Consider the following 14,054-nt stretch of genomic DNA (forward strand, 5'->3'; position numbering starts at 1 on the left):
ACAAGGAGAGCCGCGCTCATGGATCCGCTCTATTACGGCATTGCTTTGGTGGTCAGCGTACTGGCTGCCGGTTATCTCATCACCCGCTGGCGAGTGCCTGCCTGCCATCCGGCGCGCGGCGAGATCCTGCTGCGCATTCGTACCTGGTGCTGGATCATCGCCTTCTTTGTGCCCATCCTGGTGACGCCGCAACCGCTGCCCAGTGTACTGCTGGCCATCGTCAGCTTTATGGCGTTCAAGGAGTACATCACCCTGACCCCAAACCGGCAGCAGGATCGCTGGGCCTTCCTCTGGGCCTATGTCGCTATACCGCTGCAATATTTCTGGGTCGTCCAGGCCTGGTACGGCATGTTCATCATCTTCATTCCTGTGTATCTGTTCCTGCTGTTGCCGACCCGGCTGGTGCTCTCCGGCCATCCCAAGGGATTCCTCAATTCCACCTCGACCCTGCACTGGGGGCTGATGACGACTGTCTTTTCCTTAAGTCATATGGCCTACCTGCTGGTGCTGCCAGATTATCAACTCGATGGGCGCATAATCACAGGTGCTAGCCTGCTGTTCCTGCTTGTATTTCTGACCCAGATGAACGATGTGGCGCAATTTGTCTGGGGCAAGACTCTCGGCAAACGCAAGATTTTGCCTCTGGTCAGTCCGAACAAGACCTGGGAGGGTTTCTTGGGCGGTGCCGTCACCACCCTGCTGGTCAGTTTGCTGCTCACCCCGCTGTTCACGCCACTCGATCTGCCACGGGCGGCACTGGTTGGCCTGGAGATCGGCATATTCGGCTTCATTGGTGATGTGGTGATGTCGGCGGTGAAACGGGATATCGGCGTCAAGGATACCGGTACCCTGCTACCCGGCCATGGTGGCATTCTGGATCGGCTGGACTCGCTGACTTTTACCGCCCCCCTCTACTTCCACACCCTGTACTACTTTTACTACTGAGGAGGAGCGGCATGTACGCCTTGTGTCGCTGGTTATTTGTGACCCTGCTGGCTTGGCCCGTGGTGCTGTTGTGGTTAGGGTTGACAGTGCGCCATCGCCAGCGCCTGCCTCGTCAGGGGCCAGCCATTCTCATCGCCAATCACAACAGCCATCTGGATTTGCTGGTCCTGCTTACCCTGCTGCCGCTGTCGCGCATTCCGCAGGTACGTCCCGTGGCGGCGGCCGATTATTTCTTTCGTAATCGCGTCTTACGGTTTATCACGGTCTGGTTTCTGGGCCTGATCCCCGTGGTCCGCGGCAAGACGCCTCGTCGTGACCGTTCAGATCCTGTGACCACCAACGAAACGCTCGGTGAGAGTGTCGATCCATTAGCGGGCTGTCGACAGGCTCTGGCCAAGGGGGAGATCATCATCCTGTTCCCAGAGGGCACCCGGGGCGAGCCGGAAGTGCTCTCTCGCCTCAAACCCGGGCTCTGGCATCTACTCCGACGCTGGGCTTGCAGGCCATCGAACACGCCGAACAATCCCTCGGTATGTCGGTCGAGTTTTTGCAGATGGCCAAGGAGATCGCTTATGGTCACCACGAGAAATGGGATGGCTCCGGCTATCCCCAAGGGTTAGTTGGCGAAGCCATCCCGCTGTCGGCTCGCTTGATGGCGTTGGCCGATGTCTACGATGCACTCATCAGTCGGCGGGTATACAAGGAAGGGATGCCCCATGCAAAAGCCGCCGAGATCATAGCCCAGGGACGTGGCAGCCACTTCGATCCCGATGTGGTCGATGCCTTTTTCCAGATCGAACAAACCTTTATCGCCATCGCCCAGCGCTATATCGATACGGATCAGGAGTTGCAAGCCAAGGCGGAACAATCCTGAGAGCGACCACCTACCGTCATCTCCGTCCCGACACAATAACAGCCCCTCGCGGGGCTGTTTTATTGACAGATCCGGGGTTACAAGCTGGCCGCGAAGGCTTCCATCTGGGCTAACTCACGCGTGAGCTGGCTGGAGAGCACCGGGAAGCGGCGATAGGTCTTGGGGTCGGCACTATCCGCCTCAATATGGAAGCTGACCGCGATACGCTCGCGCTTCCATTGGTTGCGGCAATAGAGACCATAGTAGCGGCGGATCCAGGCCACCAACTGGCTCATCTCGTACTGGGCGGCAAACTCACCCCGCAGTAACTGCTGCAGCACCCCCTTCGGCGTCAGGTGCTGAGTCTGGCTCAGACGCCGGATGGCATCCAGCACCGGAAATGGCATCAGATCCGCTTCATCCGTCTGCTCGACAGGCCGCAACTCGGCCGTTGGCGCCTGATGGACAATCGCCTGCATCGCCGGCAACGCCAGGCGCTTGATCCCAAGCTCAGCACTATCTTGCAGGGGGATCCCCTGCTCCAGAATATAACGGTTGATCTGCAACACTCTGGATTTGCTGATACCACCGATCGGCGAAAGAACGCCGGACGTATCGCCATCCATGGTGCAGTAACCAACACTGGCCTCGGAGAGGTTGGAAGTCGCAATCAGCAACTTGTTACCCCGGTTGGCCAGCAACCAGATCCCTGGCGCCCGCACCCGAGCCTGGATATTTTGCAGCGCCAGATCGTCGCGCTGCCAGTTGAGCGGATCCTCGGGCGTCAGGCTGTTAGCCAAATCCAGATACCCGCTGACCAGGCTGGCAATCGACCAGGCATGATGGGTCGCCCCCAGCTCGGCAGCCAAACCAGCCGCCGCATTATAGGTGACAGAACCACTGTATTCAGAGCCCTGATAGAGGGTGGTCAAGACCAGCGGCATCACCTGCTCGCGCAGCCAGCACATTGGATCTTGTTCACCACGCGCCATTGGCTTTAACCGCCCTTTGGCCAGTTCAGCCCGATAGGCATCTTCACCCAAGGTCTCATAGGCCTGTACCTGGGCCATATACACCAGAGCCCCACACAGGGCTGAGTCCGCACCACCGGAGAGGCTCAGGGCATAGCCACCGGTATAGGTCTTGCGCTGCCAGTCCCAAAGCCCCAGAGCCACCGCACGGCAAGCTTCGGCGTGCTCATCTTCTACCGCCAGAGCGCAGGCAGGCGACAGTGGCCTATGGTAGGGTTCATCCGCCCAGATAAAATCCACTTCGGCAATCCCGGTCGCGGCATCCGGCACCAGAGACTGGCTACTGATCAGGCGCTGGGCGCGATTGACCTGCAGATCGACCGTGGCGCTATAAACCTTGAGTGGCGCAAAGCTCAGACGCTCGCCCACCAGCACCAAGTCGCCATTACTGGCAATCATGGCGTCACCATCATAAACGGCGCGCCCAGCCTCGCAGCCCAGCAGGTTGGTATAGGCATAAACCGCACCGTAGGCCCGCGAGCCTTCACGGACAAACTGGCTGCGCTGTTGTTGCTTGCCCAGCGCGAAGTGGCTGGCTGAGGGATTGAGGATCACATCGACGCGACGCTCGAACAGAGAGCGACCGGGCCGCGAGGCCACCCAGGAGTCCTCGCAGATCTCGAAGCCGATGCGCACACCGCTGACATCAAACACCAGATCGCCAACCGGTATAGTATGCCCCGCCAAGGTCATGGTGCTGACCAGACCGGCGGGCCAAGGCGTGAACCAGCGCGGTTCGTAATGGATACCGCTGCGTGCCAGATGTTGCTTGCACACCACGCCATGCAGCTTGTCCCGAGACAATAGCGCCACGCCATTGAACACCTGGCCTCCGGCGACATGTAGCGGAAAACCGACCGCCACCAGCAGATGCTCGGGTAAGGATCCGGCCAGCGTCATCAGCTCGCCCGGCAGGGAGTCGAGCCAGTCGGCGACAAAAAACATGTCTTCGCAGCCATAGCCGCTCAGGGATAGCTCCGGCAGCAGCAGCACATCAGCTTGCGCCTGTTCGGCCTGCTGCACCGCCTGGCGGATTAACGCCAGATTGCCATCCAGATCCAGCGGTGTGGTATTGATACAGGCCGTAGCCAGAGTCAGGGTTTGACGCATGATACATCCGCTCCTATCACACCAAGGCATGACTCCGGCATCTAAGAGCCATTTCACACCACTTGGCTGAGAACCTGATGGCGAACACTCGCCTCCACCGCGAATGCCTCCATCAATGAATTTAAATAAGCCCGATCCCGGCAGAGGATCTTGCCCGGACTATCCGATATTTTGGCCACAGGCTGGCGTCCGACCCGCACTAGCTTCATCACCATATTCAAGGGTTGATTCACCCCAAAATCGGCCATCAGCCAGGTCCCGATACCAAAGCTGGTATTGACCCGCCCCGAAAAGTGACGATACAGGGCCACGGCCCGTGAAAAATCCAGACCATCGGAAAAGACCAATGTCTTATTGGCCGGATCGATCTTCAGTGCCTCCAACCGAGCCAGTAACTTCTCCCCCCACAGGATGGGGTCCCCACTGTCCTGGCGGAAGCCACTGTATTGACTTGCCAGTTGAAAATCTAGATCTCGACAGAAGGCATCGATACCAATCACATCGGTCAACGCGATACCCAGCTGACCATGATATTCCCGTACCCAGTTCTCAAGCGCGACTTTTTGGGTGCTCGCCAGCGGATAGTTCAAGCCTTGATGGGTCTGTAGCCACTCATGGGCCATGGTACCCACCACAGGTAATTCAAAGTGCTGAGCCAGCAACGGATTACTGGTTCCCGCCAGCTGCTCGGGTAGATGCTGTTTCAGCAAGCCCAACACCTGTTGCTGGGCAGCAAAGCTGAAGCGGCGCCGGGTACCGAAGTCACTGAAACGAAATGCCGCCAGATCGACACTATCCCCAAGCCGGTGCAGTTCGGCAATTTTGCTGAGTGTACTACGCTCGATCTGTTCCGGCGTCACCTCGGGATAACGCACGCTGTTGCGTAATTCGCTCAAGGTGGCAAGCACCGGGATCTCAAACAGGGAAATGTCAGTCTGCAAACCACGGGCACTAATGCTGAGTCCTCCCTTGTCAATGCCGAGGCGCAGCAAACCTGGGTCGAAGCGAAAATGGTAGAGAAAATCCAGATAATCGGTCTGCAGATACGGCGCCTGCCGCGACAGCGCCCGTAGTTGTGGCAAGGTCACCGCCAGACGATGCATACCATCCAACTCTTCCCGCAACAGATCCAGATAGGGACTCAGATCCTCATCACTACGGCAGTGAAATTCCCATTCAGCTTCAACATCGGGGGCCTGATGCAAATAGGCTTGTTGCATCGTCAATTTATAAAAATCGGTATCCAGGACTCCCTGAATACAAGTATTCATGAGCATAAGTTTTCGCTCATCAATCTGCGCCTCCTATGGGTAATCACCTAGTGGTCTTGACTCGATCGAAGATCTCGAGCTGCCAACAGTCGCGGCGGTGAGAGGTTCGGCCCGGGCGATCAGATGGATAACCTGACGGATACCCTTGTGTCCAGGGGTACCCGTGATCCGTCATCCAGCATTTTATCCGCCGGAAAACGACCTGGCCCCAGGTCGTTTTCCGACAAAAGGCGATTATTCCGCGATCAGGCGCGCACCAACCGGCTGTACCGGGCGATTATTCGGATGCCCCATCAATTGGGCAAATTGCTCAATCTGCGCCTTGGACGCTGTCATCGGGTGCTTCAACACCAACCAGCGAACCCCTTCACTGCAGGGCGGCGTGGTCAGGGAGCCCGCAAAACGGTAGTAGCTGTGATCTTTGGGCAACAGATCGGCGACGTTAACTGACTTGCTCAGCGTCAGTGTGTCACCGGCCTTTTGCGGCAGTTGTTGCCACAGGGTCGCCAGCAACGGATTGGCCGAGCCCTGTTCAAACATCAAACCGACAACCGCCAGGTTACCATCCGGATCGCTGTGCACCAGATGCACTTCCAACGGAAATTGTTTGCCCTGGATCAGGTTCTCACTGGGCGCATGAAAATGGAACTGTTTGAGCGTGAATGGCATGCCATCGACACTCAGTTGACTGCCTGCGGCGTAAGTCACCTGGATCGTATGACCATTGTTGATAATCTGCTGACCACCAGCTTGATAGGCAAAGGGAATGGCCGGGAGCTGAGTCTTGACCGCGTGTTGAATGTCGATGGGGGCCTGGTTTTTACCCGTGTTACAGGTCGCGTATTCGGCACTGAGATGGCCCCAGTTAGCCGGTGCGGCGTCACCTTCATAGCCCCAATGGGCCGCCTCACTGGCATTCGCGGTCGGAAGGAACAGTGCCGAAGTCAATAATGCGGCCAGTACAGTTGAATGATGCATGAGTCTATGTTCTCCAATTGCCGAGGCCCTACGACCTCGTAATCATTCCTGCCTCACGCCTTTTTCAGGAATATACAATTTTAACCTGTTGTTATTTTTCAAGTTTATCTATTGGTGCTGGCGCCATACGGATGATGGTATCCAGCCGTGAGGTCAGGGTTCCTTTGGGCGCAAAGTCCCAGTCGCCACCGTAGACCACATCCTCAACTTGCCAGCCGAGGCGGCCTTGGCGCAAACGGAGCCCATCCTGCCACTCCACCGTTTTGCCCTGATTGTCATAGATCAAATTGAACTGACATCGACTGGTTAATTTTTTGGTCTGACAGCCAATCAGTTCAAAATCGGTGAACCCCTCAAACAGCGAAGTGAATAAACTTCCTTCCGAAAGCGGTGGTGTCGGTTGCGGCTCGTTGGCATGGATTTGCCGATCCACGGCATAAGCCTGCTCCAACCGACGCAATAGACTCTGCTGCAGCAAGGGGCGAAACACCCGGTACTGCTCAGGAGCGGGCAAATCAACCAGCGGGTTCGCCCGTAATGCACGGTAAAATGTCTCAGCAATTTGTTCCGGCCCATTGGTCATCTCACCACTGGGTTGTTTCTCACTGCAGCCCGATAATACCAGTAACACCAGAAGCAGCCGCCCCATCAAAGCCATAGTTTCACTCCGGACGAAGAACCAGATCGCATCCGGGAGGCCAAGATACCCGCCTCGCCGGATACGCAGACCGCTGACGCCACTCAGCCCAAATCAGAGGTGCAATGAGGACAACGCTTGGCTTGGATAGGAATATCCGTACAGCAGTGCGGGCAGTTTTTGCTGGTGGGTGCCGCCGGTTCAGCCGCCTTTTCCATCTGCAACTTGTTCATTGCTTTGACCACCATAAACAGTGCGAATGCGACGATGGCAAAACTGATGACCGAGTTGACAAATAGCCCCAGATTCATGGTGACAGCACCCGCAGCCTTGGCGTCAGCCAGCGTGTGGTAAGGCGCGGCGGCCTTGGCGCCTTCTTTCATCACCAGGAAAAAATCGGAAAAATCGACACCGCCCAGCAACAAGCCAATCGGAGGCATCAAGACATCATCGACCAGGCTCTTGACGATGGTACCGAACGCACCACCGATCACGATACCCACCGCCATGTCTACCACATTGCCGCGCATCGCAAAGTCTTTGAATTCTTTTAACATATAAGGCTCCTGTTCTTGGAATAACATACTGCTAACAGGCTCATACTACCCCATAGGCCCCAAATGGGAGAAGAGATAAAGATGAGCCGCTATCCGACTGATATATCGGTAAAATGGTAGCTGGTTTATCTAAAGTTCAATAAGAATTCGTTAGACTGGACACAGTCGTGGAACGGTCAGCCGGCACTCCAGCACCCTTAGATGACCGTCATCCATCAGGCTCCGATACGCGGGATCTCATTCCTGGTCGCCACTCGAGGTATTACCGATGCGGATTTTGCTCGTCGAAGACAATCTGTTATTGCGCCATCATCTGGGCGTCCAGCTTCAGGAACTAGGGCATCTGGTTGACAGCGCCAGCGATGCCCAGGAGGCCGACTACTACTGTCAGGAACATGAACTAGACCTGGCTATCGTCGATTTGGGGTTGCCCGATGAGGACGGCCTGAGCCTGATCAAGCGCTGGCGCCAGCATGGCATCGCCTTTCCCATCCTGATCCTCACCGCACGCGAAGCATGGGAAGATAAGGTCAAGGGCCTGGAAGCCGGGGCCGATGATTACGTGACCAAACCGTTTCAACTCGAAGAGGTGGTGGCGCGGATCAATGCGCTGGTCCGTCGCGCCAGCGGTCTGGCCTCTTCGCTCATCCAGGCACCACCCTATCTGCTGGATTTGAGCCGCAAGGAGCTAAAAATTAATGACGAGGTTGTCAAGTTGACCGCCTTTGAATACCAGATCTTGGAGTTCCTGATGCGACGCTCAGGCGAAGTGATCAGTAAAGATACCTTGATGTTCCAACTGTATGCCGATGCGGAGCTACGCGAGACTCATACCATTGATGTGTTGATGGGTCGATTGCGGCGCAAGATGCAACTGGAGAATCAGCCGGATGCGATCCAGACCGTGCGTGGTCAGGGGTATCGCTTTGATATGCCGACATGAAGGCTCTACGCGGTTCGTTACGGCTACGCTTTATCGCTGGCACCGCGACAGGGTTGCTGCTGATCTCCATGTTGTACGCAGTGCTGGCCGTCGTCGGCCAAAATATGATGCAGCTGCGTTATACCAACCAGTGGATGGAGCGCGATATTGATGCGTTCATGACACTGGTTCAGGTCCAGGATGGCCAAGTCAGTTTGCTCAGTCCGGGAAATGCCTTGCGTAAACGGTTATATGCCACCTGGGTATTCGATACCAACAACCAACTCATCTGGCAGTCACGAGACCTACCTGAATTTCGGCGCTACCTGACGGAACAATGGCTCAGACAGGCTGGCTTGTACGAGATTGAACATCCACAACTCTTACCTGGATCCCACGATCGCAAGGGTAACCCCCTGCCCGTCGAAGAAGAAGGCTTACTCCAACAATTCGACGATTACAGCTATTCTGTCCGAATACAACACTATCCGGCTACCGCAGAACGACCTGCTTTGCGGGTTGCCATGATCGATACCGTACCGGAGGAGCGCGAAGACAATTCCTACCTATGGCACGCCTTTCAGACCGTCACTCTGGTGAATCTACTGATCTTGCTGCCCATAGTCTGGTTTGCCGCCAAATGGAGTCTGCGCCCTATCGATAAACTGGCGCTTGCCGTACGGCAACTGGAGCGGGGCACCCAGCAACAGCTTGAGTTTGTGCCCCCCCGTGAGCTCGATGATCTGGTCAATAACCTGAATTTGCTGCTGCAGCAACAGCGTCAGCAACTCGAGCGCTATCGTCACTCCTTGGGCGATCTGGCCCACAGTATCAAAACGCCATTGGCGGTTCTGCAGTCAACATTTCATTCCCTGCGCGAAAAACCAGAGCTGATGCCCACACAAGAGCCGCTCATGCAAGAGCAGATCAGCCGTATCTCCCAGCAAATTGGCTATTATCTACGGCGCGCGGCCAGCGGACCCGAGCCGGGATTATTCCAGCAACGACATGACGTCGAATCACTGATCAGACCGCTCTGTGATGCACTGCGAAAAGTCTACGACCGCAAGGGCGTGGTGCTAACCCTCAGTTGCGACAGTGGATTGGTCTTCTACGGTGATCGCAATGACTTCATGGAAATTGCCGGCAACATCATCGAAAACGCCTGCAAGTACTGTCTGGAATATGTGGAAGTTCGGCTATACCACGATCAGCAGCAGTTGGTGCTGGATGTCGCCGATGATGGTCCGGGCGTGGCGGTGAATCGGCGGGAGCAGATTTTGCAACGAGGTGTACGCATTGACACGCTGAAACCAGGGCAAGGCATAGGCCTCGCTGTCGCCACTGACATACTCCAGGCCTATGGCGGTCAAATGTCCATCGAGCAGAGCAAACTGGGAGGAGCTCGTTTCGTGCTTCATTTCAGTCGTCCAGTCAAATCACGCTGAACACAGCCGCTGTGGTTTCGGCACGGATGACAGCAGAAAATTGCATAATCGGTCGCTCTGCCTTAATGTGGCCTCGAACAAATCCATATCAACTCCATGGTTAGTATCATATAAAGTTTCAAGGCTGAGCCATGCTGTCGCAAAGCTCGGAACAACATCATAACAATAGGGGCGAGCAACCAGACTCGTACCCACCAGGATTCACGGGATTAAAAAATGAACCAGAACAAAACCACACTCACTGCCGGAGTGATCGGCAGCAACTGGGGCCGCGTCCACGTCGCTGGCCTACGACAAGCCGGGTGTCAGGTCGATGCCCTAATGGCCCACGATGCGGATCTGGTGGCACGTATCGCGCAAGAGGAGCAGATCCCGCGTTTCGGTACCGATCTTGATACCTTGGTCGACTGCGATGTCATCGCCATCGCTACCCCGACGTCGAGTCATTTAGGTTATCTGCAAGCGCTTCAGGATCGAGCCATCCTCTGTGAAAAGCCCCTCGGCATAACCCCCGACAATCAGGTTGCCTTCTCATCGCTGATTTCATCCCGCATCTATGTCAGCTATCCATTCACCCTTTTGCAAACCGCGCAGGCCCTCAAAGCCCGGATCCAGGCTGGCGATCTTGGAGAGCTCCGCCGCATCTGCCTCGTTGTCGGCGTGAACCTGCCCTACCCCAAGAGCCCGGTTGAATGGTTCGTCGAAGATGTAGTGCATCCGTTCTCTCTGCTCTATACCCTGTTCGATGATTTCAAGTACCAAGGGGTGATTGCCGGTCAGGGCAATAACATGACCGTACAGTTCACCTGTCAGGGAGCCCTGCTAGATATATTGCTTTGTGATTGGCCTATGCCCGGGTTGCACTTTGATATGACCCTGATCGGTAGCCAGAACGCTTATCAACTGCGCGGTGGTTTTCGTCCCGAGCGCGGCTGGTGGTTCGAGCCATTGCTGGCGGACGGAGTGGCCATCACGGATGGGGAGCCCGCCGAGGTCAACCCCTGGATCCGCGCCAATCATCAGGTTGCGCACCATTTTGTCGATGTTCTGCAAGGCAACATCAGTGCTGAAGCAGCAAGTGCAGTAGGGCTTTTTGATTTGGCGCGCGCCCGACAGATGGAGTTGCTCTTCTTGCCCCTGTGGCAATCACACCCACTTCGCAGCAGCCATGGCCATCGTCCGACCGCGACGGCCTTTGACTGGAAATTGTCCGGTTAGCGATTTCGAACTCTGGACTACCGACGTTCAGCCAATGGCACGCGCTCATAGCGCAGATAACCCGCCTGCTGATCACTCCCCAGATAGTGATACAGCCGGTTACCATTGAGTTGCAGATGAACCGAGTTCAAAAAATTGCTGCTGATATAACGGGCCGGATTGCCCAGACAATCCGGTTTGCCATTGTGTTGTGGCGAACTGAGCGTCAACAAAAATCGACTGCCCTGTTGTTTGATACGAGCTTGAGCACGAAAGGAAAATAGCTCTCCGTGGGCAGATTGACTCTGTTCACTGACATAGCCATCCGGGGAGATCCGCATCAGGGTCCGCCGGCAGTTTACCGGGACCGCCATCGATGCGCCCACCAGCTTCCACTCGCCATAGATCGAGGGCGATACCACGTCACTGGATCTCGTGTGAACCTCGTTCGCACACACCACCCCTGACATTGGGAGCCAACAACAACCGACGATCAGCAGCTCTTTGAGCATGGTTTAGCACTCCTTGTCACCCTATTTTCATTGCGAGTTAAGCGGAATATCCGTCTGTCGAGTGGGTATGCCGCTCACTGCAAAAATCGGATTATTCCTGATGGCATAGCGGATCAGTTGTCGATCCGAGACGCGATAGCATCGGAAAAATTAGAGTGATTACCCTGCTATAAGTTCCAGTTTTATAAGGACTCAATCTATTTCCGTGATCCATGCGGCATAAAAAATAGACAGTTCGTAGGCATAAGAGTCCCCCAACTACGGCTGGATATCAAAAAATAACCTTTTCAAGATACTTTTTCAGATATCCCCCCTTCCGCCCCGACGCATATGCAGTACCATTGCTATCTGCATGAAAGGACAGTTGACAGGATGTTTGCCATGAAAATGACCAAGGTGATAACCGCTGGCCACTGCCGAGAACTCGGCGCCACCGTCGAACACGACGGGGTCAATTTCGCCATCTGGGGGCGTTTTGCCAAAGAGATGGAACTACTGTTGTTTCGCTCTGAGCTGGACACAGACCCAGAAGTCATTCTTCTCAAGGCACCAAATCACCGCTCTGGCTATTACTGGCATGTGCATGTCACAGGAGTCCTGCCGGGACAACTGTATGGTTGGCGCATCCCGACCCTGTTATTGAATATGCCGGGTAACCGCTGGGAGCCAGAGAAAGTATTGCTCGATCCCTATGCCAAGCGGATCGTCCTGCCTGACAACTACGATCGGCAAAAAGCAGCTGCGCCCGGATCTAATTTGGAAGGCTGCGCCAAGTGCGCCGTCATTTCCATGGCGAACTATGACTGGGAAGAGGACAAAATGCCGCGGCATCCACTCTCCGCCTCCGTGGTGTACGAGATGCATGTCGCCGGTTTTACCAAGGATCCCAGCTCTGGACTGCCTCAAGTCCGTCGCGGAACCTACGCTGGCGTCATCGACAAGATCCCTTACCTGCAAGAATTGGGTATCACGGCCATAGAACTACTGCCGGTCTTCCAGTTCGACCCTCAGGATGCGCGTCCCGGTAACAGCAATTATTGGGGCTATAGCCCAATGGGCTTCTTTGCACCCCATGCCCAATACGCCAGTGACAGCAGTTATAATGGTGTGCTGGATGAGTTTCGTGACATGGTCAAGGCGCTGCACAAAGCCAATATCGAAGTCATCCTGGATGTGGTCTATAACCACACCGCCGAAGGCGATGATGAAGGTCCGACCTTTTGCTTCCGCGGCCTCGATAATTCGGCGTTTTATATCCTTGATGAGAGTCGTCGCTTCAATACCAACTACTCCGGTTGCGGCAATACCCTGAATGCCTCCCATCCGATGACTAAACGTCTGATCACTGACAGTTTGCGCTTTTGGAAAGAAGAGATGCACATCGACGGTTTCCGTTTCGATCTGGCAGCCATTCTCTCGCGCGACAAGAACGGACATCCGCTGAATGATCCGCCCACTCTGCTGGCCATCGACAGCGATTACACCCTGGCAGAGACCAAGATCTTCGCCGAAGCCTGGGATGCCAGTGGCCTGTATCAAGTGGGCCGCATGGCTGGTGCGCGTTGGCGCGAATGGAATGGCCATTTCCGGGATGATGTGCGTAGCTTTATCAAAGGCGACAGAGGCATGGTGTCCCGCCTGGCCAGCCGTCTGACCGGTAGTCCGGATATCTATCAGGCACCCTATGCCGATCCTCACAAGAGTCTGAATTTCGTCACGTGCCATGATGGTTTTACGCTGTGGGATCTGGTCAGTTATAACCAAAAACACAATCTGGCCAATGGTGAGGAGAATCGGGACGGTAGTGATGCCAACTACAGCTGGAATCATGGCGTCGAAGGTCCCACTGATGATCCCGAGTTGCTAACCCTGCGCCTGCGTCAGGCCAAGAACCTGATGGCGATTAATCTGATCTCGGTCGGTACCCCTATGTTGCTGATGGGGGATGAGCGGCTACGCAGCCAGCAGGGTAACAACAATGCCTACTGCCAGGATAACGCCATCAGCTGGATGAACTGGGACTCCAGCCCAGAGCGTGACGAGATGTTCCGGTTTGTGCGTGAGCTGCTGAGCTATCGCGCCTTGCGCGGGACTGGGACATCCGATTTGATTTCCTTGGGCGATGCCCTGGAAAACGCCCGCATCGTCTGGCACGGCGTCAAACCCTATGCGCCTGACTGGGGTGACGACTCGCGAGCTATCGGGCTTACCGCCTATTCACTCAGCCATGAGGCTGACTACTACGCCTTCTTCAACGCGTTCTGGGAACCCTTGACACTGGAATTGCCTCCCCCGCCCCATAACCCGCAAGGGACCTGGTTGCGGATCACCGATACCAGTCTCTCGGCACCCGATGATATCAACTCTCATGGGCGGCCACTGCCGGAGGTCGGCACCAGCTACACCCTTGGTGCACGAGCCGTCTTGTTGCTGGTGTGCGCTAGCTGAGACACCAGCTAATACCGACGACCATAACGCTCCCAGTGGAGCGTTATGGTTAATCACAATGTCATGGCAGCAATCACTTGCACAACCACTCAATTCAGGCTCGAATAGCACCATGCTTTAGCCTGCGTATCCAAGGAACTATCGA

11 protein-coding genes and 2 pseudogenes are annotated in these 14,054 nt (G+C 55.6%); 7 read left to right on the forward strand and 6 right to left on the reverse strand.

The features are described from left to right. Window positions 1-18: 18 nt before the first annotated feature. The 3 genes and pseudogenes from ACYVG7_RS20705 to ACYVG7_RS20715 all read left to right on the forward strand — a co-directional run. Complete coding sequence (locus ACYVG7_RS20705; protein WP_460885002.1) at window positions 19-945, forward strand: phosphatidate cytidylyltransferase; 927 nt, start codon at window positions 19-21, stop codon at window positions 943-945. An 11-nt stretch (window positions 946-956) separates the two neighbouring features. Beyond that, window positions 957-1,376: pseudogene (locus ACYVG7_RS20710) on the forward strand (lysophospholipid acyltransferase family protein); the annotation flags it as partial. A 59-nt stretch (window positions 1,377-1,435) separates the two neighbouring features. Beyond that, window positions 1,436-1,819 (forward strand): annotated as a pseudogene (locus ACYVG7_RS20715) (HD-GYP domain-containing protein); the annotation flags it as partial. Window positions 1,820-1,896: 77 nt separating this feature from the next. On the opposite strand, the gene nadE reads toward ACYVG7_RS20715, so the two are convergent. From nadE to mscL, 5 genes are all read right to left on the reverse strand, one after another. After that, window positions 1,897-3,939: an NAD(+) synthase gene (gene nadE / locus ACYVG7_RS20720; protein WP_460885003.1), complete on the reverse strand. Its 2,043-nt coding sequence runs from the start codon at window positions 3,937-3,939 to the stop codon at window positions 1,897-1,899. 53 nt (window positions 3,940-3,992) lie between these two features. After that, window positions 3,993-5,216 carry a nicotinate phosphoribosyltransferase gene (pncB, locus tag ACYVG7_RS20725; RefSeq protein ID WP_460885004.1) on the reverse strand — a complete coding sequence of 408 codons (1,224 nt, stop codon included), beginning with the start codon at window positions 5,214-5,216 and terminating at the stop codon, window positions 3,993-3,995. Window positions 5,217-5,444: 228 nt separating this feature from the next. Further along, a complete protein-coding gene (locus ACYVG7_RS20730; RefSeq protein ID WP_460885005.1) occupies window positions 5,445-6,188 on the reverse strand; it encodes a carbonic anhydrase in 744 nt (247 codons plus the stop codon). Between the two features lie 91 nt (window positions 6,189-6,279). Beyond that, entirely contained in the window at window positions 6,280-6,846 is a 567-nt protein-coding gene (locus tag ACYVG7_RS20735; protein ID WP_460885006.1) for a hypothetical protein, read from the reverse strand. Between the two features lie 83 nt (window positions 6,847-6,929). After that, entirely contained in the window at window positions 6,930-7,382 is a 453-nt protein-coding gene (mscL, locus tag ACYVG7_RS20740) for a large-conductance mechanosensitive channel protein MscL (RefSeq protein WP_460885007.1), read from the reverse strand. 268 nt (window positions 7,383-7,650) lie between these two features. Here mscL and phoP point away from each other — a divergent pair, with 268 nt between their 5' ends. The 3 genes from phoP to ACYVG7_RS20755 all read left to right on the forward strand — a co-directional run bounded on the left by phoP (window position 7,651) and on the right by ACYVG7_RS20755 (window position 10,970). Continuing rightward, complete coding sequence (gene phoP / locus ACYVG7_RS20745; RefSeq protein ID WP_460885008.1) at window positions 7,651-8,325, forward strand: two-component system response regulator PhoP; 675 nt, start codon at window positions 7,651-7,653, stop codon at window positions 8,323-8,325. Further along, window positions 8,322-9,752, forward strand: a complete 1,431-nt coding sequence (locus ACYVG7_RS20750; RefSeq protein WP_460885009.1) for an ATP-binding protein — start codon at window positions 8,322-8,324, stop codon at window positions 9,750-9,752. Before phoP ends, ACYVG7_RS20750 begins: the two co-directional genes overlap by 4 nt. A 216-nt stretch (window positions 9,753-9,968) precedes the next feature. Then, entirely contained in the window at window positions 9,969-10,970 is a 1,002-nt protein-coding gene (locus tag ACYVG7_RS20755; RefSeq protein ID WP_460885010.1) for a Gfo/Idh/MocA family protein, read from the forward strand. 17 nt (window positions 10,971-10,987) lie between these two features. On the opposite strand, the gene ACYVG7_RS20760 is transcribed toward ACYVG7_RS20755, so the two are convergent. Then, window positions 10,988-11,461, reverse strand: coding sequence for a hypothetical protein (locus ACYVG7_RS20760; RefSeq protein WP_460885011.1), 474 nt, complete (start codon window positions 11,459-11,461; stop codon window positions 10,988-10,990). 381 nt (window positions 11,462-11,842) lie between these two features. Here ACYVG7_RS20760 and glgX point away from each other — a divergent pair, with 381 nt between their 5' ends. Next, window positions 11,843-13,909 carry a glycogen debranching protein GlgX gene (gene glgX, locus ACYVG7_RS20765; protein WP_460885012.1) on the forward strand — a complete coding sequence of 689 codons (2,067 nt, stop codon included), beginning with the start codon at window positions 11,843-11,845 and terminating at the stop codon, window positions 13,907-13,909. Window positions 13,910-14,054 lie beyond the last annotated feature (145 nt).

Source organism: Pseudaeromonas pectinilytica (assembly GCF_054780855.1).

Excerpts from the sequence above, each read along its gene's own strand:
- ACYVG7_RS20705 (WP_460885002.1), top strand. The coding sequence starts at position 19 with ATGGATCCGCTCTATTACGGCATTGCTTTGGTGGTCAGCGTACTGGCT.
- nadE (WP_460885003.1), bottom strand. The coding sequence starts at position 3,939 with ATGCGTCAAACCCTGACTCTGGCTACGGCCTGTATCAATACCACACCG.
- pncB (WP_460885004.1), bottom strand. The coding sequence starts at position 5,216 with ATGCTCATGAATACTTGTATTCAGGGAGTCCTGGATACCGATTTTTAT.
- ACYVG7_RS20730 (WP_460885005.1), bottom strand. The coding sequence starts at position 6,188 with ATGCATCATTCAACTGTACTGGCCGCATTATTGACTTCGGCACTGTTC.
- ACYVG7_RS20735 (WP_460885006.1), bottom strand. The coding sequence starts at position 6,846 with ATGGCTTTGATGGGGCGGCTGCTTCTGGTGTTACTGGTATTATCGGGC.
- mscL (WP_460885007.1), bottom strand. The coding sequence starts at position 7,382 with ATGTTAAAAGAATTCAAAGACTTTGCGATGCGCGGCAATGTGGTAGAC.
- phoP (WP_460885008.1), top strand. The coding sequence starts at position 7,651 with ATGCGGATTTTGCTCGTCGAAGACAATCTGTTATTGCGCCATCATCTG.
- ACYVG7_RS20750 (WP_460885009.1), top strand. The coding sequence starts at position 8,322 with ATGAAGGCTCTACGCGGTTCGTTACGGCTACGCTTTATCGCTGGCACC.
- ACYVG7_RS20755 (WP_460885010.1), top strand. The coding sequence starts at position 9,969 with ATGAACCAGAACAAAACCACACTCACTGCCGGAGTGATCGGCAGCAAC.
- ACYVG7_RS20760 (WP_460885011.1), bottom strand. The coding sequence starts at position 11,461 with ATGCTCAAAGAGCTGCTGATCGTCGGTTGTTGTTGGCTCCCAATGTCA.
- glgX (WP_460885012.1), top strand. The coding sequence starts at position 11,843 with ATGAAAATGACCAAGGTGATAACCGCTGGCCACTGCCGAGAACTCGGC.